Source organism: Arthrospiribacter ruber (assembly GCF_019343195.1).
GTDB lineage: Bacteria > Bacteroidota > Bacteroidia > Cytophagales > Cyclobacteriaceae > Arthrospiribacter > Arthrospiribacter ruber.
In genome coordinates this window covers 321,684-340,773 of the sequence record NZ_RPHB01000002.1, presented here as the reverse complement: position 1 = coordinate 340,773, position 19,090 = coordinate 321,684, and the positions used below count along the sequence as shown (strand labels likewise).

At 38.1% G+C, this 19,090-nt stretch carries 17 protein-coding genes and 1 tRNA gene; 11 read left to right on the top strand and 7 right to left on the bottom strand.

Features of this window, described 5'->3' with window-relative positions:
* The first annotated feature begins 379 nt into the window (after positions 1–379).
* Both EGN73_RS04440 and EGN73_RS04435 read left to right on the top strand, forming a co-directional pair.
* A tRNA-Ser gene (locus tag EGN73_RS04440) sits at positions 380–464 on the top strand.
* A 366-nt stretch (positions 465–830) separates the two neighbouring features.
* The gene (locus tag EGN73_RS04435) at positions 831–2,048 is read left to right on the top strand and encodes a site-specific integrase (protein ID WP_219287268.1); all 1,218 of its coding nucleotides are present in this window, start codon (positions 831–833) and stop codon (positions 2,046–2,048) included.
* Between the two features lie 76 nt (positions 2,049–2,124).
* Here EGN73_RS04435 and EGN73_RS04430 read toward each other — a convergent pair whose 3' ends face one another.
* From EGN73_RS04430 to EGN73_RS04420, 3 genes are all read right to left on the bottom strand, one after another.
* Positions 2,125–2,421, bottom strand: a complete 297-nt coding sequence (locus EGN73_RS04430) for a hypothetical protein (protein WP_219287267.1) — start codon at positions 2,419–2,421, stop codon at positions 2,125–2,127.
* 6 nt (positions 2,422–2,427) lie between these two features.
* Positions 2,428–2,682, bottom strand: coding sequence for a helix-turn-helix domain-containing protein (locus tag EGN73_RS04425; RefSeq protein ID WP_219287266.1), 255 nt, complete (start codon positions 2,680–2,682; stop codon positions 2,428–2,430).
* 573 nt (positions 2,683–3,255) lie between these two features.
* Positions 3,256–4,947, bottom strand: a complete 1,692-nt coding sequence (locus EGN73_RS04420; protein ID WP_219287265.1) for a PAS domain-containing protein — start codon at positions 4,945–4,947, stop codon at positions 3,256–3,258.
* A gap of 382 nt (positions 4,948–5,329) precedes the next feature.
* Here EGN73_RS04420 and EGN73_RS04415 point away from each other — a divergent pair, with 382 nt between their 5' ends.
* The 7 genes from EGN73_RS04415 to EGN73_RS04385 all read left to right on the top strand — a co-directional run bounded on the left by EGN73_RS04415 (position 5,330) and on the right by EGN73_RS04385 (position 11,168).
* Entirely contained in the window at positions 5,330–5,548 is a 219-nt protein-coding gene (locus EGN73_RS04415; protein WP_219287264.1) for a hypothetical protein, read from the top strand.
* 186 nt (positions 5,549–5,734) lie between these two features.
* Entirely contained in the window at positions 5,735–6,142 is a 408-nt protein-coding gene (locus EGN73_RS04410; protein WP_219287263.1) for a plasmid mobilization protein, read from the top strand.
* Positions 6,127–7,401, top strand: coding sequence for a relaxase/mobilization nuclease domain-containing protein (locus EGN73_RS04405; protein ID WP_219287262.1), 1,275 nt, complete (start codon positions 6,127–6,129; stop codon positions 7,399–7,401). Before EGN73_RS04410 ends, EGN73_RS04405 begins: the two co-directional genes overlap by 16 nt.
* On the top strand, positions 7,304–9,385 hold the full coding sequence (gene mobC, locus EGN73_RS04400) for a conjugal transfer protein MobC (protein ID WP_425515018.1): 2,082 nt from the start codon (positions 7,304–7,306) through the stop codon (positions 9,383–9,385). The genes EGN73_RS04405 and mobC overlap by 98 nt, the downstream gene beginning before the upstream one ends.
* A 305-nt stretch (positions 9,386–9,690) precedes the next feature.
* Entirely contained in the window at positions 9,691–10,029 is a 339-nt protein-coding gene (locus EGN73_RS04395) for an ArdC-like ssDNA-binding domain-containing protein (RefSeq protein WP_219287261.1), read from the top strand.
* 18 nt (positions 10,030–10,047) lie between these two features.
* Positions 10,048–10,599, top strand: a complete 552-nt coding sequence (locus EGN73_RS04390) for a zincin-like metallopeptidase domain-containing protein (protein WP_219287260.1) — start codon at positions 10,048–10,050, stop codon at positions 10,597–10,599.
* 113 nt (positions 10,600–10,712) lie between these two features.
* A complete protein-coding gene (locus tag EGN73_RS04385) occupies positions 10,713–11,168 on the top strand; it encodes a DUF6508 domain-containing protein (RefSeq protein ID WP_219287259.1) in 456 nt (151 codons plus the stop codon).
* 372 nt (positions 11,169–11,540) lie between these two features.
* On the opposite strand, the gene EGN73_RS04380 is transcribed toward EGN73_RS04385, so the two are convergent.
* Together EGN73_RS04380 and EGN73_RS04375 are read right to left on the bottom strand one after the other, a co-directional pair.
* Positions 11,541–14,387 (bottom strand): outer membrane beta-barrel family protein, encoded by a 2,847-nt coding sequence (locus EGN73_RS04380; protein ID WP_246611470.1) that lies wholly within the window; start codon positions 14,385–14,387, stop codon positions 11,541–11,543.
* A gap of 76 nt (positions 14,388–14,463) precedes the next feature.
* Entirely contained in the window at positions 14,464–15,207 is a 744-nt protein-coding gene (locus EGN73_RS04375) for a GLPGLI family protein (RefSeq protein ID WP_219287258.1), read from the bottom strand.
* A 174-nt stretch (positions 15,208–15,381) separates the two neighbouring features.
* Here EGN73_RS04375 and EGN73_RS04370 point away from each other — a divergent pair, with 174 nt between their 5' ends.
* Positions 15,382–16,836, top strand: a complete 1,455-nt coding sequence (locus tag EGN73_RS04370) for a sensor histidine kinase (protein ID WP_219287257.1) — start codon at positions 15,382–15,384, stop codon at positions 16,834–16,836.
* Positions 16,829–17,512: a response regulator transcription factor gene (locus EGN73_RS04365; protein ID WP_219287256.1), complete on the top strand. Its 684-nt coding sequence runs from the start codon at positions 16,829–16,831 to the stop codon at positions 17,510–17,512. The genes EGN73_RS04370 and EGN73_RS04365 overlap by 8 nt, the downstream gene beginning before the upstream one ends.
* An 80-nt stretch (positions 17,513–17,592) precedes the next feature.
* Here the strand turns inward: EGN73_RS04365 and EGN73_RS04360 are convergent, their stop codons facing one another.
* Positions 17,593–17,937 (bottom strand): DUF4878 domain-containing protein, encoded by a 345-nt coding sequence (locus EGN73_RS04360; protein WP_219287255.1) that lies wholly within the window; start codon positions 17,935–17,937, stop codon positions 17,593–17,595.
* Between the two features lie 337 nt (positions 17,938–18,274).
* The gene (locus EGN73_RS04355; RefSeq protein ID WP_219287254.1) at positions 18,275–18,928 is read right to left on the bottom strand and encodes a hypothetical protein; all 654 of its coding nucleotides are present in this window, start codon (positions 18,926–18,928) and stop codon (positions 18,275–18,277) included.
* Positions 18,929–19,090 lie beyond the last annotated feature (162 nt).

The window sequence follows — 19,090 nt, the reverse complement described above, 5'->3', positions numbered from 1 at the left end:
AGGGATGCCAGATAAAATGCCTTTTTTGAGGCTAATTTGGTCAATTTGAGAAAACTTTTGAGGGCAATTCGGACAAATCCGTTCGTTGGCGAACAAATTGAAATGTGAAGAAGAAAAAAGGATATGAGGGGAGGTTTGGTGAATGGGGTAGAGGTTGGCCCAGTATGATTATGGATGCATGTGCAAGAGGTTTTGAAAAAATAAAATTGATTTTCAGGCTTTTAAAGTGTGGGGGAGGAAAAAGGTGTTGATAAGATTTGCAAATTCACATCAATGGGCTACATTTGCAGTCCGTAAAGCGAGTGATTGCATACGGGAAAAAATGAGAAGTATCAGATTTATCTGACTTTTCAAAGAAGTCATCTTAATTAGACCAAATAGAGGAGTGGCAGAGTGGTCGAATGCGGCGGTCTTGAAAACCGTTGTACCGCAAGGTACCGGGGGTTCGAATCCCTCCTCCTCTGCTTTTAGTTGATTTTTTCTTTCAAATCCTTCCAAAGTCAAGGAAAATGTAAGGTTTAATCAACAAGAAAAAAGCTTTAAAAACGGCCTCTAGAGCCTTTAAACGCTGATTTTCAATCATTATTTACAATTTCAAGTTGAAAAAGCCTGTATTTCATCAATACAGGCTTTTTTGCGTTTTGGTGCCTGAATCACCAAAATTTGCAAGAATTATCAAAATCAATTAGCCCCATGCGGTGAGTCATTTTGCTAAATAAAAATGACTCACCAGAAGGGGTTTAAGATATTGATTATCAACCTGTTTGAAGGATGAACATCTTGCCGAATGACTCACCAAAGTTTAATTTAAACCTTTAAAGTGTGTCATTATGATCGAAAAATCATTCAGTTTCCTGTTTTACCTGAAATCTTCCCGAAATTCGAAGGGAACAAAAAACTGTATTTATGCCAGAATTACTGTTGACTGTCAACGGACTGAAATTTCAACTAGAATAATTCTGAAAACCGAAAAATGGAATTCTGCTATAGGCAGGGTAGTGGGGAAGTCTGAGAAAGTCAGACAAATCAATTCCTTTCTGGATTCATTTCAGATGAAAATATTGGAAGCCAGAAAATATCTTTTGGACAGGGACAAGGAGATAACTGCAAAAAGCATCAAAAATGTACTCCTTGGAATTACAGACGACAGAAAGCTGATACTTGAAATTTTCCAGAAACATAACGAACAAATGGAAGCTTTGGTAGGGAAAGAATTTGCACCAGGAACATTGGAAAGGTATAAGACTTCCTATGATCATACCAAAGCCTTCATTAAATGGAAGTACAATGCAGAAGACATAGAGTTGAAAAAATTGGATTATGATTTTATCAGTCAATATTCTTTCTGGCTAAAGACTGTCAGGGGCTGTGCTCACAATACTACAGTCAAGTATCTTGGAAATTTTAAGAAGATAGTACTTTCTTGCGTGAAGAGTGGATGGCTTTTAAGAGATCCTTTCCAAGGTTTTGTCATGACAAAAAGAGAAGTGGCAAGGGAAGTTCTTTCCAAGGAGGAATTGGTTTCAATTTCAGAAAAGGACTTTACAATTGAAAGGCTGGATCAGGTTAGAGATATTTTTGTTTTCAGCTGTTATACCGGCCTTGCCTACATTGATGTCAAGAACCTCAAAAGAACCCAGATTATAATTGGTATTGACAATGAAAAGTGGATAGAGACCAAAAGGCAAAAGACAGAGGCGCCCATCAGGATCCCGATACTTCCTGTAGCTTTGCGGATCATAGAGAAATACAAAGATCATCCTAAATGTATTCATGAAGATGCACTACTTCCGGTGCCCAGTAACCAGAAGATGAATGCCTACCTGAAAGAAATAGCTGATCTTTGTGGGGTGAGAAAGGAGCTGACCTTCCACATTGCCAGACATACTTTTGCTACTACCATAACTTTAAGCAATGGTGTTCCGATTGAGACAGTCTCCAAACTCTTGGGGCACAGGTCTCTGAAGCAGACCCAACATTATGCAAAAATCCTTGATGGAAAAATCAGTGAAGATATGCTGGCTCTCAAATCAAAGTTGGATAAGTAAATCTGAATTTATAACCGGAGGGGCTTTAAAATGAGGGAATTTAATCTTCTAAGACCTCTCCGGTTTGGCTTTTTATCTATAACAACTTGACCATTGTCCCAAGCTTTGGATGAAAGGAAGGATGGTACTGGATTAAGTTTGCTTTGATCAGACCCTTAATACAATGATGGTATGTGGCAATAGAACGGATTTGGGCCATTCTCATTATCCTGCCTCTCGTGATCCTGATTCCATCTTTTACATCCTGAATCAAAAACTCCTTTAATATGGCTGTGTAAACAGCAATATGACTGGGGTTAAATTCCGGTCTGTTAAGCACTTTTGACAAAAGGGATAAGACTTTACTTTCTTTTGATTTTTTCTTCGCTTCCATTTTCTACTATTCAAAAAGGGACTCAATTTCTTCAGTTCTATAATACCAGGTTCCTCCTATTTTTTTCGGGTTCAGCTTGCCGTTAATCCTTAAGTTCTGGAGGGATCCAGGAGAAATGTTAAGGATTTTTCTGACTTCCTTTCCTTTGATCCACTCTTTAAGGATTTTTTTTCTGGGTTCAATTAGTTTCCTGAAGTCATCCATCAGCTGAACCCTTAGGATCTCAAGGTCTTCTTTGGTGATAAATTCAATACTTGCCATAGGTCATAAGTGAAGTTTCTAATATAAATGGATGTATTATAGGTAATTCACCCTTTGGGCAAGACTTTGGTGACATGAAGAAAATAAAATTCGAACGGCTCCAATTATATATTATAAAGAATAGCTATGTTGATTGGGGCTCTTGACTTTTTTGATTTGTAGTTTTCAAGTCTTTTATAGAAAGACAGCAAATGATACCTGGACTTAATTGATAAAATGGGAATAAATGCTTCTGCTAGATTATAGAAGTGAATGGATCTATATTAGAAAAAATAATGGTTTGATTATCATTCCGGTGAAATATTCAATTAGTTTTATAGTTTAATATCAAGCTAAAATTTGAACTCAAGGATTTGTTTGAAGCTAGGAAAGACTTTAATTTTAACCAATAAATTCCATGAAAAAGCATAAGAAATTAAGGGAGTTATTGAATGAGACTTATAATCTCTTTTATATCACTTTTACTTAGCCATATTTACAATCTTTTTTTGTGTTTAAAGAATCAAATTCATTTAGAAATATTTCTTTCAAAACTTGTTTACGTCAATAAATAGCAAAGTCTGGATATTAATTTCAGGTATTTGCTTTTAGAACAATTTTACGGATGATGTTATCTAGCTTGTTGGTTGACTTAACTAATTTTTCTAATATATCTACTTTAAATGTTTCGCTTTCTTCTTCTGAATTTTTCAGGATATCACAAAGCCCTAGTATATTAGCTACAGGCTTTCGGAGTTCGTGTGACTGAATCCATGCAATACTATTTAAGGCGTTATTTTGTTCAAGTATTTTCAATTCCTTAATTTTTCTTTCGGTAATATCCTGAACGTTATGGGCTATTCCCATACAATTTGAATCTTCATCCAATACCGGGTACATTTTAACTTGCCACCAATGATCTCCCTGATTCAATTCTTTGATGGTTCTCTTCCCGTTTAATACAGATGATAAAGTTTTAAGGGTTGTCTCCCGATATTCCGGTAAAATATAATTCATGAATTTTTCACCGATTTTTGCTTCTTTAGAGAACAGTTGTTTTGTAATTTCTTTTGCTGGGTGGTTGAGATATCGGATTATATAGTCTGTATCTATAAAGGTACTTGCCTCTGTTGTACTTTCATAGATAGCTCTAAGCATCAAATCCTGCTGCTTAATTCTTAAGTCATCATTTTTCTTTTTACTTATATCAGTTGAGTTCATAGAAAAGCCTATAATATTTTGGCAATCGTCATAAACAGGGAAAAAGCAGGATTCAAACCAAAACCCATTTATTTCAAACTCCTTTTTTACAACCTCCCCTTTCATGGCTTTTGATGTATCTGAAATGAAAGAGGCTTTCTTACTAGGAACCAGATAATCAAGCATGGAGTCCTGTTCTTTTATTTCCTTTTCAAATACCTTCATGGAAAACTCCTGCGTGGCTTTATTGAATGAAAGAATTTTATAGTTTTTCCCCACCAGAATATTACTGTCCTGAGTACTGTTTAAAATGGCCTGAAGTCTCTTTTCTGATTCTTTAAGCTTGATCTGACTTTCTTTCTCTTTTGTGATATCCCTGAAAAAGACAGTCAAACCTTCATTTGATGGATAACATATTACGGAAAACCATTTTTTAATATCCGGTCTGTAGTCTTCAAATGTTTTTGAAACATTTTCCGAAACAGCTTCTACATAATAGTTGGGGAAATTGTAACATGAAGATTGAGGGAAAATCTCCCAAATATTTTTGCCCAAAAGCTGCTCTCTGGGTATTCCCAATATACCTTCTGCAAACTTATTAATTTTGATGAATCTCCAATTGACATCCAATTGGTAAAATCCATCTGTTACCTTTTCAATAATTGTATCAACTTTCTTGGCAAATACAATTACATCCTGAAAGGCTTTTTTGCTTTCTGTAATATCATGCCCGATACATATAATTCCTATGACTTCATTTTTTAGGTTTTTAAAGGCTGCAAATTCCCATTCTGTCCAATTGTATTCATTTAAATTTTTGCCCGGTTTCCGAATTTGAATCTTCACAGTCTTATTGGGGTTCGATAGACACTCATAAGAAGCATTTCTGCAAATTTGAATATCAGACGGATGTACCGAAAGGTGAGAGGGCCTGCCGATCAATTCATTTGAAATGTAGTAAAACCTATTTTTAAAAAAATTATTAAAATAGATATAGCATCCATCAAGATCTGTGACAACTACAGAATAAAGCTGGGATTGAACCAGGTAATTGGGGATCATGTCCTCTATATCGATTTCTTTCATTAATATTTTTCTGATTTATATATGAAGCAATTTGTATAAAAGAATAGTTTTCTATTTTCTTTTTTTTCATCAATTTAACATAATTAATTATCTGTAATATGGTATTATAAGGTAAAATTCTGATACTGTATTAGCAATATTTGGAGAAAATAAGTGAGTACTGTACTTTCTTATTATCACCTTAAAATTTAGATTTTAGTTTTTTGTACTCATCGAGATCAATGTTTATTCCTACCCAATGGAATGAACAGTGTTTAAATTCATAGATAGCCTTTGAGCGAAACTTTATTTTTAGACTGATTTTTCACCCCATTCCTGTTCATCTACTGATTTTTTTATCTGTGGCTTTTTGAGATTTGATCTGAACCAAATTCAATTAGCCATGCAAATTTCAATTGAAAGCCAACAGGAAATCCTGCAGCTTTTTTCACCGGATCAGGATCAGGTGAGAAACTATTTTAGACAAAATGATTACCCTCTGGAAGAAGCCGATGTGTTCTTCTTTTACTACCAGTCATTGGGATGGAGAAATGAAAACGGTACTCCTTTGCGGGATTGGAAATTAGCTGCCTCCAGCTGGATGTGGAACCTGGAAAACTGAGACTGATATGGGAAAAAGTCATGTTTTTCAAAAATTGTCAAGCCCAAGAATAGGGAAATTTGGAACTGCTGTGCTGCAGTTAGCTAGATGTAGTTTTGTCTACGCCAAAACCTTCCCTCAGCTCTGAAGTCGCTTTTTGAAAATCCTCGGAACTCGGATTTTCTGTTTACCTAAAAGAGAATAATCATGAGCATTAAAAATAGAGGACTAGCTAAAAATGCCCTGTCACGAAAGGTAGATTGCAGGATACCTGAAGAGAAATTTCAGGAACTTCAGGAGCTGATATCCAAAGGACAGGGACTGACCATGAGCGAACTGGTAAGGAACATCATTTTGAATAGGAAAATCAGAATTGTCCACCATGATAACAGCCTTGACCTTGTAATGGAAAAATTGTCCCAATACTGTGCTGTTATCCAGTCCATAAACATTCAGGTCAACCAACTTCTCAGATCCTTTTTAACCAAGGAAGGGATTACGGACAATAAAGGGGGATTCCGGAAAATGGAAAATCTCCTTTCACAGGTGGTTTCCAATCAGAACCTACTCGAAGAACAATTTGCCAAATTCAATAAAATATGGTTGCAAAAATAACAACAGGTAAATCTCTCCGGGGTCTCATCATCTACAATGAAAAAAAGGTGAAGCTTGGAGAAGCTAAAGTGCTAATGGCAAAAGGCTTTCCAAAGGGAATGGAAAGTTCTTCCACAGATTTTAAGCTTATCAGGTTTAAGAAACTCCTGGATCTGAACAGAAGGACCAAAACTAACGCGGTACATATATCTCTGAATTTTTCCCTGAAAGATAAAATAGATGACAAGCTTCTGGCATTTATAGCCAATGAATATATGGAGCGGATAGGTTTTGGTTCCCAGCCTTGGATGGTCTACAGGCACTTTGATGCAGGACACCCACATATCCATATCGTGTCAGTGAATATTAATGCGGAAGGGAAGAGGATAGAAACGCATAATCTGGGGAAGAACCAGTCGGAAACGGCAAGGAAGGAGCTTGAAACCGAACTGGGGCTAATCAAAGCAGAGGATCAGAAAAAGGATTATTTGCTTAGAGCACCTCTGGAAAAGGCCGAATACGGTGTGGCAGAAACCAAATCCCTCATCTCCTCCATTGTGACAGAAGTATTCAGGACTTACAGCTTCAGGTCTTTTGCTGCGTATAATGCTGCACTTTCACAGTTTAGGATCGAAGCCGTAAAGGCAGGGAAAACTGATGAATCAGGAATTCAGCATGGGCTGCTATATTTTATCCTTGACAGCGAAGGCAGAAGATGCAGTGTTCCCGTTAAAGCCAGCTCCATACATTCAAGACCCACACTATCAAAAATTCAAAAAAAGGCAGATCAGGAAAGAAAAACCAAACCGGATAAAGGGCTGATCAACAGGTTGGAAGCAGTTAGGAAGAGGGTGAGTGAAAATAATGGAGACCTGGAGGGTTTTATCCTGGAACTGAAAAAGAATGCCATTGGGTTAAAGACCGCTTTCAATGGGGAAGGGAGGCTGTATGGCACAACCTATATTGATAACATTCATAGAAAGGTTTATAAAGGTTCAGACCTTGGAAAAGATTATACTGCTGAAGGCTTATCGCAGCTGTTTCTAAAAGGCCAGGACAAAGAAGAGGATGAGTGGACAGACCAAAACCGGTTGGATGTTTCAGAGAAACAAACTTATACCCAGAGCAAAGGTACCCTTTCCAAACCCGAAACCGGAAGTTTGGGGCCCGACCTTGAACAACTTGCTTATATGGTTTCTTGGAAGATTCCTGAAAGGAACTTTGCAACGCCTGACCCATTCAGAAAGAAGAGAAAAAAGAAAAAGAAAGGACAACATTAACATGGCCACAGCAGACAATCAGGATGCATTAAGGAAAATACTGGAACTGACTAGAAAGTCTAGCTTAATTCTGTTGGTGCTGCACCTCTATGTAACATGCAGGGGGTTTTTTGCCTGCCTACAACTTGAACATCCCATATTTGATGCTTTGCTCCAAAAAGCGGCCTTGACGGGTATATTTATACCTCCTTTTGATGCGAAGTTTTTTTCTTTTGTCCTTTTACTGATTTCCATATTGGGTGTTCAGGGCAAGAAGTCTAATAAGCTAAAAGCATGGGTGCCATTGCTGCTTTTGATGATAGGAGTGATGCTTTATTGGAGTGGACCATTGGTTTACAGTACAGCTTTGGAAGCTGACATAAAGCACATGCTCTACAAAATAGTGACAGTGGGGGCTTACCTAATGGTCCTTGCAGGGGCAACGCTTCTGACAAGATACCTCAGTGGATATTTTGAACCGGATGTATTCAATAAAATCAATGAGACATTCCCGCAAGAGGAACGCAAGCTTGTCAGTGAATATTCTGTAAACCTTCCTGCTGTCTACAAACTGGCAGGGAAGGTGAGGAAGAGTTGGATAAACTTCATCAATCCATTCAGGGCCATCTTGGTTGTGGGAACTCCTGGGTCAGGGAAAAGTTATTTTGTCATCAGGCATATCATTACCCAGCACATTGCCAAAGGTTTTTCGATGTTCATTTATGACTTCAAATATGATGATCTTTCAAGAATTGCCTACAATGCCCTTCTAAGAAACAAAGGAGCTTATAAGATTTTGCCGAAGTTCTATACCATCAATTTCGATGACCTGAACAGGAGCCACAGGTGCAATCCCTTGGAGCCATCCACCATGATGGATATTACGGATGCGTCTGAATCTTCCCGAACCATTATGCTGGGCCTGAACAGGGAATGGATTAAAAAACAGGGAGACTTTTTCGTGGAATCTCCCATCAACTTTTTGACCGCCGTGATGTGGTTCTTGAAAAAGTACCAGGGAGGCATCTATTGTACCCTTCCCCATGTAATTGAGATGATGCAGGTAGATTACAACAGGCTTTTTTCGGTGCTAAGAACGGAGCCTGAAATTGAAGTGTTGATCAACCCGTTCGTGTCTGCCTACCTTCAAGGTGCTGCCGAGCAGCTGGAAGGGCAGATTGCCAGTGCCAAAATCACCATGGCAAGGCTTTCTTCTCCCCAATTGTACTATGTATTATCTGCCAGCGAATTCACCCTGGATGTCAACAATCCTATTGATCCCAAAATTGTCTGCATGGGCAATAATCCCCAAAAACAGCAGGTCTATGGGGCAGTGCTCTCGCTGTATATCTCAAGGATAACCAAACTTGTCAACAAAAAGGGGATGATGAAATCCAGTCTGATTTTTGATGAATTTCCCACGATCTACTTCAATGGCATTGACAGCCTGATTGCTACTGCCAGAAGTAACAAAGTGGCCACTACGCTTGGGGTACAGGACTATTCCCAACTCAAAAAAGACTATGGAAGGGAGCAGGCAGAAGTGATCATGAATACTGTGGGAAATATCATTTCAGGGCAGGTGCTCGGGGAAACAGCCAAGCAGCTTTCAGACAGGTTTGGAAAGATTGTACAGAAAAGGCAGAGTCTCTCCATCAACAGCAATGATATTTCTATCAGCCATTCCAAACAGCTGGACCTGGCAGTTCCTCCATCTACAATTGCAACATTGAGCTCCGGGGAGTTTATTGGCTTGGTGGCGGATAACCCGGATCAGGAAATAGAGCTGAAGCGCTTTCATGCCAAGATCATCAATGACCATAAAGCAATTGCCTTGGAGGAAAAGGGATACCAAGAGATTCCAAAGGCGCGTGATATCAAGGAATGGGAAGTCATGGAAAATTACCAGATCATCAAGTCCCAGATTGCGGAACTTATTGAAAAAGAATTGGAAAGGATGATGGATAATCCCGGATTGGCTTCACTGATTATTCAGAAGGCTTGATCAAAGATTATTTTGCTTTTGTGTTTTGAAACCGGCATTCTTCAGTTCATAAAAACAGATTCATTGTAGAAAAAATAGAGCTGTGTTCTTTGTTTGCAAAATGCGAACAGGAACATAAACTATAATTGATTTAATTTTTTATTTCTATTCCATTTTTCAGCCAAAATAGGTTTTTGAATCCCACACAGGCCAAGAGACTACGGCATAAAGCCACGATGTTTTTTATTCCGTTTCCTCTTGCCTTCAGTGTGTGCAAAAACCTGAGGATGCTTCATAATTCAATCTTTCACCAAAACGAAAATGTTATGAAGACCTCAAAGAAAAAAACAACCGGAGACATTGCGGAAATGGTAACGGCCATGATTATTGCAAAATTGGAAGAAGGGGTGATTCCTTGGAAAAAGCCCTGGAGAAACGGAGTGCTACCCCAGAATTTTCTGACAAAGAAAACATACAGGGGAATCAACTTGCTTATCCTTCATTCATTTGGACATGAACTGCCCTATTACCTTACTTTTAAACAGGTGCAATCTCTTGGAGGAAAGGTCAGAAAAGGAGCCACTTCCATTCCTATAACTTACTGGAAATATTACTATAAGCTGAAGGGATCAGGAAAAAGGATTTCAGATATAGAAGCTATGTAAATTGATCCTGCTCTTGTGGTGAAAACTGCATTTCTCAAATATTACAAGGTTTTTAATGTTGGAGATTGCGATGAGCTTGACCTTAGCGGGTTGGAAAACACCAACCTTGGCAATAAACCTAAAATTGATCTTTGTGAGGAAATAGTTGGAACAATGCCCGACCCTCCAAAAATTTCCAATAGTGGGGATGAAGCATATTATTCACCGCTGACTGATGAGGTTTGTATCCCTGCAATTTCCAAGTTTCATTCTTCCGAAGCTTATTACAATGTGCTTTTTCATGAACTTGTCCATGCGACAGGACATGTGTCAAGGCTGAATAGGGAAGGGGTAAGCGCCAATCAGGGCTTTGGAAGCGAAGTATATTCAAAAGAGGAACTGATAGCAGAAATAGGTGCGGGAATACTTTCAGGATATGTCGGTATATCTGATGAAAAATTGCTGAGTAACTCAGCAGCATACATACAGGCCTGGATGGAGAAACTATCTTCAGACAAGAACCTGATATTTGAAGCATCAGGTAAAGCACAGAAAGCAGTGGATTATATTCTGGATATCTGTCCGTTTTAGAATTGAAAAAGGGGGAAGCCCCTTTTTTAGTCATTGAAAAGATAAATATGCTAACTCATATGCTCTGTCTTAAATCAAATTTTTTACTTTTACTTTGTACTTATTCTAGATAAATGAAAGTTGTTTTTACTCCAATAGATACCATTGAAGAATTTTTAGTTTCAGAAGAGGGGGATAAGAAATTACTCGAGCTGAAGGAATACCAATTACAGTTGGAAAAAATGTTTCAAAAACTTTATGACCTGCCCATAAAGCTGACCCCTGAAGCAGTCAGGACCTATCTGGACTTACGTGGCTTGGACACAGAACTGCATAGGTTTTTACTTACTTCGGGGCTCATGCCTGCATTTGATTGGGGAAATTGGCTGGAAGGAAATGAAATCATTGAGGGTATTAGGAAATCACCTTCCATTAATCGCTTAAAGGCACTGAAACTTCTGAGTCTGATTTTAAAACTTGATCAGCAAAAAAAAGGTAGGTTTGAACAAAGCCTGTATGATGGTCAGATCTTGTGGTTATTGGATTGTCTTTTCAGTGACAAGAATTTATTTGATAAGAAAACCCCTTGAATGTTGAATTGGTTTGCCCATTAAATTCATTTATCGTTTTTTTTACCTATTAAAAATCCCAAGTAAATAGTACCTCCTGCTATCCCAATAAACAAAATTCCTAAAATAGAGTAAAGAAAAATTATGGTTTACCAAATATTTGACTAGCAAATTAGGTAAATATTTTGGACTTCAAAACTCCGGGAATTATATCTTGAACAGATATCATATAACGGAAACCAAAATAGCAACTCACATTTGTACCAACCCGTTTCCAGCAACCTTGAAGAGATTAAGATACTTTGTTTTTTTATTTTGGATTTTTGTGATCAGTTTTATAATCTATTGTTAATGACTGTAAGGGTTATCCTTTTATTTAATTACCATTGTGTTTCAATTTCTTATCTGCATCATTCTCATTCCTCCTCCCGGTCTGCCAGAAGCATTCATAGGGTTTAGCTTGCTATTGAGTTTATAGGTAAAACTAAGTAGGATAAACCTTCCCAGGTTATTGGTCACCGTTTGCTCAATAAAATTTATATCAGCTCTTTGGACTACTCCTATATTTTGGTTAAGTAGGTTGTTTCCGGAAATTCTGATTTCTCCCATATTGTTTTTTAACACAAAGCGGCTGAAAGAAAGGTTGATAAGAGGTATGGACTCATCAAAATCAGTAGTTCTGGAATTGAATTTCAAATAGTTGAAATTCCAGGAAGCCGCATACTTATCAAGGAAGTTTAAACCGATTTCTGCGTTATAGTTTTGGTTTAAAAAGAGCTGGTTCTGCATAGGGTTGAAGGCATATGATGTGTTCTGCCTGCTGATATTAGCCGAGAGGCCAAGGTTTACAAACTCTTTCCAGTTGAAGTCATAGCGAACATTTCCTCCTACATTGCTGATTTTAATCTGGTCTTCAAGCTCATTGATAAGATTGAATCCTCTACTGTAATTAAGGTTGGGACCTATATTAAACCTGCTGTTCAAAGGCTTGATCGGAAATCCGAAGTTTATATTTCCTCCAACAACTGTATTATTCCGCACATTCACAGGCATAATTGTGCGGATCTGTCTTTCATCAATACTTTGGGAATTGACAATGGCATTTTCGGTAAAGTTGACAAAAGCATTGATGAAGAGATTGACAAAACTTCCCATATCAAAGCTGTTGTAATTGGCTTGCCAACTATGGTTAAAGGCAGGTCTTAATTCGGGGTTGCCAATGAAAATATTAAGCGGATCTGCATTGTTGATTACAGGCTGCAACTGCTCTATACCCGGTTCATTCACAGATGTCTGATAATTGAGCATCAGGTTTTTTGTATTGCTGAACCCGTAGTTTAAGCGCATGCTTGGAAGCAGATTTATAAAATTGTTGTTAATCGATTCATTTAATAGGAACAGTTCTCCATTGAGTGAGGTTGCCTGCATGGCCAATCCTGCTACGAAATTGTATTTCCCAGGATTATAGGAAATGTTGACTCCAGGTCTGTGATAAGTATATACAGCGTGGAACCTATTGCTCAGGCCTCTGTTGAAAGTCAGACTTTCTCCGTCTCTGTCAAATACTTCCCGGTTTACTTCATTTCTGTTTTGGGTAAAATTATAGACCAACTCCAGGTATTTTCTTCCTCCAAGAGGTTCTGTATACGCAAGGTTCACCCCGTAATTGAGGTTTTGATTTTGTTGTGTGTTTTCCTGTTCCAGTATTTCCACTTCTTCTTCAGTGCCAAAAAATTCATTTTCAGCATACAAAATCCCTTCGTAATCACTGGAATTGAACCCAAAGGTCAGGTTAGCAGAAATGGTCTTTCCCGGTTTCTTAAACCTATGCCTAAGCAGCATCTCTGTGTTGGCCTGATAGGAATTTCCAAAAGTAAGGTTGGATCTTTCGCCCCTGTTGAGGAGGTTCCCGTCCATATCTTTTGTGCTGGAAATGCTTCTTCCAAACCTATCCGTTTGGTTCAGCTGGGCATTGGTGGTGGACCTAAATGAGTTTAGGCTGTCTATTTTTTGGTCTATGATCAGGTTCAGCCTGTGGTTGCTGGATTGGTTGTCCTGAATGCTCTTTTCTTCAAAAGTAAAATCTCCTGAGGGGAAAAAATTTAACCGATCAGTATCTTGAGTAATTTGATGATTGAGCTGATTGAAGAAATAGCTGCTTCTCAGTTTTGTATTTTTATTAAAGTCCTGGTTTAGGTTAACACCATAAGCGTGGCTGTTCATAATTCCATTGAGCCTTTGTCCGCTATTGATCGGAATACCTGAACTTCCGCCGCCGGGACCGCCGACAGTAATTCTTATCTGACCCCCACTTGCAACGCTTCGAACCCCTCCTTGAAAGTTTATATAGTCTTCAATGGAGAATCCCTGTTCATTGATATTATTGGAAAGGCCGAGAAATGAAAGCTGTTGGTTTTCAGAAAACCTATTGAGATTACCCTGAAGCTTGTAAAGGTTATCGGATCCATAGCCCCCCGTCAGATTCCCAAAAAAGCCCTTTTTATAATCTTCCTTAAGCTTTAGGTTGATGGTTTTTTCCCGCTGTCCGTCGTCGATACCGGTAAACTGTGACTGCTCGGATTTCCTGTCCAGAATCTGTACTTTATCTATGGCCTCCGCCAAAAGGTTTTTAGTGGCCAGCTTAGGGTCATTGCCAAAAAACTCCTTACCGTCTACCAATACTCTTTTGACCGTTTCGCCTTGCGCTTTGATATTTCCTTCCTGATCTATTTCTACACCCGGTAAACGCTTAAGCAGTTCCTCTACATTGGCATTGGGCTGTGTTTTAAATGCCTCAGCATGGTACTCTATGGTGTCCTTTTTGATAGTTATAGGTGCTATATCCTCTAAAGTGAACTCATCCAATTCCTCTGTTTTTTCCTTGAGAGTTACTTTTCCCAAGTTCAGACTCAAAGCATTTTCCGGTCTTTGGATTTTTTGGAAAAAGTGTTCATATCCCATATAGGTAACCTGTACTATCACCTCCTCATTACGGATGTTTTTGATTTCAAAAGCTCCACTTGCCCCACTCACACCAAATGCCAACAAAGTGGAATCCAAAGGGTCTAAAAGGGTAACAGTAGCGGACTGTAAAATTTGGCCTTTTTCACCTTCAAGGCTTCCGGTCAATGTCCAGCGTATGTTTTGGCCATTTATCTGAAAGCTCAAAAGGAACAAAATCAATATAAATAAAGTTGGTTTAGTTTTCATTTTCACCATGCAGAGGGATAGCTCAGCCATTTGATAGGGTTGGTATTTACAAATTCTTGGTTTTTAAATTTTCGGTTGGAATAGGGGAAGGCTCATAGTGCAAGTATTAATTTCTGATGATCATCCTAAATCCCCCTGATCCTTGTGGCTGCATACCCATGCTCTTCATTTGTTCTTCTATCATAGCCATGTATTCTTCCTCTGAAACTTCCTGGCCACCTTTTGGAACCTTAATTTCATTTTTCTTTAAAGCCCTCCAATCTATTTTCTCGGCACTGATGACCATGTCATCATCATTGATGGCCACTTCCAATATTAATCCCGGTAGGCCATTATAGCTTTCAGGCCCAAGAGATACTCTTATGTCTTCTGTATACCAGGCTTTTATCTCTCTTTCGTTTTCGTCAATAAATGAAGCACTTTTGCATAAAAAGCCCTGCACTTCTTTGGTGTCCTGCTCCAATTTCCAAGGAATCTGGTTTTGCTCCTTTTTGATCAAATATTTTTTGCCCATAAACTCCCTCAGCTGGGTCACCATTGATTTATCCCTGTCTAAATAAGTTTCATTGGGCGATATAGTCCGCACCATAATTCTGTTTCCACCGGATGTCTGATCAAATGGGTTTTCTTCTTCTGGCAAACTTTTATACAGGCTCTCATTTTCATTGAAAAGCAAGATGTTTTTAGTGATGTTGTACTCGGGGACCATCTGTTTCATTTCTTGCCTGTCTTCAGGAATTCTTTTGTGCATGTTTACCTTGGTGCTGTAAATAATGGCAGCTTCTTCAGTCTGCTGGCTTATAAATGATAGTAGGAGGCAGGCCAATACGGCCAGGATGTATTTTTTCATGATGCTGAAGTTTTGAATACAATAATTGGATTTCCAAAACTAGAATATGGAATCCTGATAGTAGGTTAAGCAAGCTGGAAACAAGGTTAATTAAGGTTAATGGTTTGAATCAGCCCTCTGAAAAGCATATATATTTGTTCCATGGAGCAAAAAAACCGACCTTATCTTTTGTTAATGGTCCTCAGTATACTGGTTCTGATCTTATTGCAGGTATTTTACCTCAATGCAGTCTATAAGGAAAACAAAAGCAGCTTAAAACAGGAAACTTCTCTGCTTTTTGCCACTACAATCACCGGAATGGTTGACTCCTTGGTTTGGAAAAGGGCGTCTTCAGATGGGATTCCGCTCATCCCCAATCTGGACAGCTTGATCGATCATTCAAGGAAGGGTGTGGTTTTCAGAAGTTTTGACCAACAATTTACCAGGGATGTAAATGATGAAAACTTTCATATTCAGGTAATTGTAGACTCCCTGGGATCTATCAAAACTGATTCTTCGAAAAATAGGGTAATAAGGATAGTTTCAAGAGATGTTAACCTTCAGGCAGATTCCATTAGAAGAATTGTCAGGCCCATTATTTTAAAATCCGATAGCTTTCCTAAAAGACAGACTTTTGAATTCAATTTTAACAAAGAACTGTTTGGAACTGAAGAGGTGGTGGAGGTTTTTAACCAAAGGCTCCAGAATCAAGGGTATGACCTGACTGCAGGCATTAATAAATTCTCTCCAGGGGAAAAAGATACCCTACCTAAAAATAGCTCCACCCTGTATTTAGAAGAAGTGAATGTTCCTTTTGGGACAAGTTTCCAGGCTTACTTTGAGGATTATAGAAAGTTCCTGTGGATGAAAATGCTGCCCCCCTTGATTTTTGGGATTTTGGTATTGGCACTGATCAGCCTTTCATTTGTCTTTTTATACAGAAATATCATCAGGCAACAAAGACTCAACATGCTCAAAAATGACCTGATCAGCAACATCACCCATGAGCTTAAAACCCCTGTGGCTACCGTAGGAGTAGTACTCGAAGCATTGGAAAATTTCGGAGCGGATCAACAGACCGAAACCAGACAGGAATATATACAGATCGCCAAAAGAGAGCTTAAAAGACTTAACAAAATGTCTGAGAGCATTCTCAGTTCAGCCGTTTCAGGACAAAAGGATTCCCCTAAGACAAGGATTGAATTCGATAAAATCTTAGAGGAACAGCTCTTGTCATTCAAGCCAATAATGAAATCCAAAGGCTTTCTTTTTGACTATAAAAAGGATAAAGCTGATTATCATTTCAGGGGTAATCAGGAGTCTTTGGCCATGATGATATTTAACCTGTTGGACAATGCGGTAAAATACAGCCAAAAGACCAAGGTAATCAGCATCAGACTTCTCGGGAACCAAAGTAATATACAACTTGAAGTTCAGGATCAGGGAATAGGTATTCCTGAAAAGTACCAGAAGGAAGTATTTGAAAAATTCGTCAGGGTTCCTCAGCAAGATATCCATGATGTCAAAGGGTATGGTTTAGGCCTGGCTCAGGTCTATGGAGCAGTGAAGCAGCATAATGGCAAAATCTTCATTAAATCTGAAATTGATAAAGGAACTCTTTTCACTATTCAACTTCCTAAAAATGACTAAAATTCTATATGTAGAAGATGAACCTGCCCTAGGGAAGATTGTTAAGGAGAGTCTTCAGAGCAGAAAGTATGAAGTAGTGATGGCTGAAGATGGCCTTGCCGGATTAAGTTTATTTGAATCACATCAACCGGATATTTGTGTCCTGGACATCATGCTGCCAAAAATGGATGGATTTACCCTGGCTCAAAATATCCGCAATATCCACCCCAAAATGCCTATCATTTTTCTTACTGCCAAAAGTCAGTTAGATGATGTATTAAAGGGCTTTAAAGCAGGAGGCAATGATTATTTGAAGAAGCCTTTTAGCTTGGAGGAACTGATTATCCGTATTGAAAATCTGTTGACGCTTACCCATGGACAAAACAGCAATCAAAAGGAAATCAATTTTGGGAGATTTACATTTTCTCCCAATCGATATGAACTGAAAGGCCCTGAAGCAGAAGTCAGAAGACTTTCCCATAAAGAAGCAGGAATTCTTTCTTTACTTCTCCAACATTTAAACAGCACCCTGGAGAGGAAAAAGATACTTCTTGAACTCTGGGATGATGACAGTTATTTCAATTCCCGAAACCTGGATGTTTACATCACCAAATTGAGAGACTTCTTAAAAGCAGATCCTGGCGTTGAAATCATTACAATCAAGGGCATTGGATACTATTTTTCTTGTCCTGATTAACCAGTTAGGGATAGGCACAAAGAATGAAAGTAAAGAAACCAACAATTCCGTTTCTTTACTTAGCACCATAGCCTAATGATTTACATCTGTACCAGCCATTTTCCATCCACATTGATAAGGTAGATAACCTGTATTTGTGCGTCCGGATTTTTAGGATCCCTGAGTTTGACCCAGGCCTTGTTGTTGACAATGGAATCCTTGTAGGCTTTGTAGGTAAAGTCTGGCGTGATATGCTCACTTAGGCCCATTTTAAGGGCCATGTCTATCATGCTGCCCGTTGCCTCAGTGGCATATTTCTTGGCTTTTTCCGTGTTTCCTTTTGCCAGGTTTTCAGCAAAATTCTGGGCCACAGATTTTGGGTTGGAATTGCAGGAGACAAACAATAGGAGCACCAATAAGCTGGATAATTGGAGGAGGTTTTTCATTGGTTTTGAAGGTTTTTAGACTCAAGAAAAGAAAAATATTCTACAAAAAATGTCCAGTTTTGGACTTTTTTTCTCCTAAAATTTTTGTAAGGAGGGGTGCTGAAGTTGGATTTTGAATCTGATTTTGATCAGTTTTTCGCTTTCCTTTGTTTCGATTCTATTTTTTCAACATCAATAAGTATGGTTCATGTTTTTTAAGAAGCCCCAGAGAACCAAAACCAATGTGCCCAGCATGGCAAAAGACAATGCTTCAAGTAAGAAAGAAATTTCAACTGTATCCAAAAAAGGTCAAGTGAATATATAACTTTTGCAGAGCGATATGTTCATTTACATTATATTAAGTAGTAGTTTGGTAGAAAGGTATAAGCTGTATTACATCGAATTCTAATCTTATGTCATTGTCTAGCTCTTTGCTCAAACCCAATTGGTCAAAATAGTTTTCCTTCCCACTTTCAATTTTCATTCTTTGACTTTCTAAAGATGGTGGGACGGATTTTTTTCTTTTAGCATTTTCTTCGCTGACTTGTTTTAAATAGGCGTAAAAATGTTCTGTTGAATTGAAATCCCTGTAATTTAAGTCTTTGAGAATTTTAGTTATCCTTTCAGCTATCATGGAAAATTTAAAAAACATTGCATTGAAATCTCTCAATTTAATTTCTTTGTTCAAATCTTTGTTTTTAAGGTGATCCAAAAACACATCAATTTCAACATTTATATTTCTCAGTAGGAGTTCAAATTCATGTAACGAGTCATGATTTTTTCCTGATGTTGTAAACTTGTTTATTCGTAAGTCTTCTGGTAATGATTTGAATTTCAAAATATGTTCTTCAGATGGATAGCTATTAAAATCAGCAGTTTCAATTTTGATTTTTAAGGTGTTCAGGATTATAAAGTTTCTATAATAATGCCTTAAAAGGTCTTGGAAAATGATTTTTTGAAACCGCTTGTTAATTTGTTCCTGAGTGTAGACTTTATGTACGCTCACAAACAAGATTATCTTGTTTTATATAAAAAAATGTTTCTATTCAATTTATATGATAGAACCCTGTAGTCAACCTTCCATTCCGGGTACAGGCTCAATACAAATCATTGGCTTATTTGGAACTGCCGAATAGCTTGTCTATGACATTATTTATTTTGCTGCTTTAAAAAA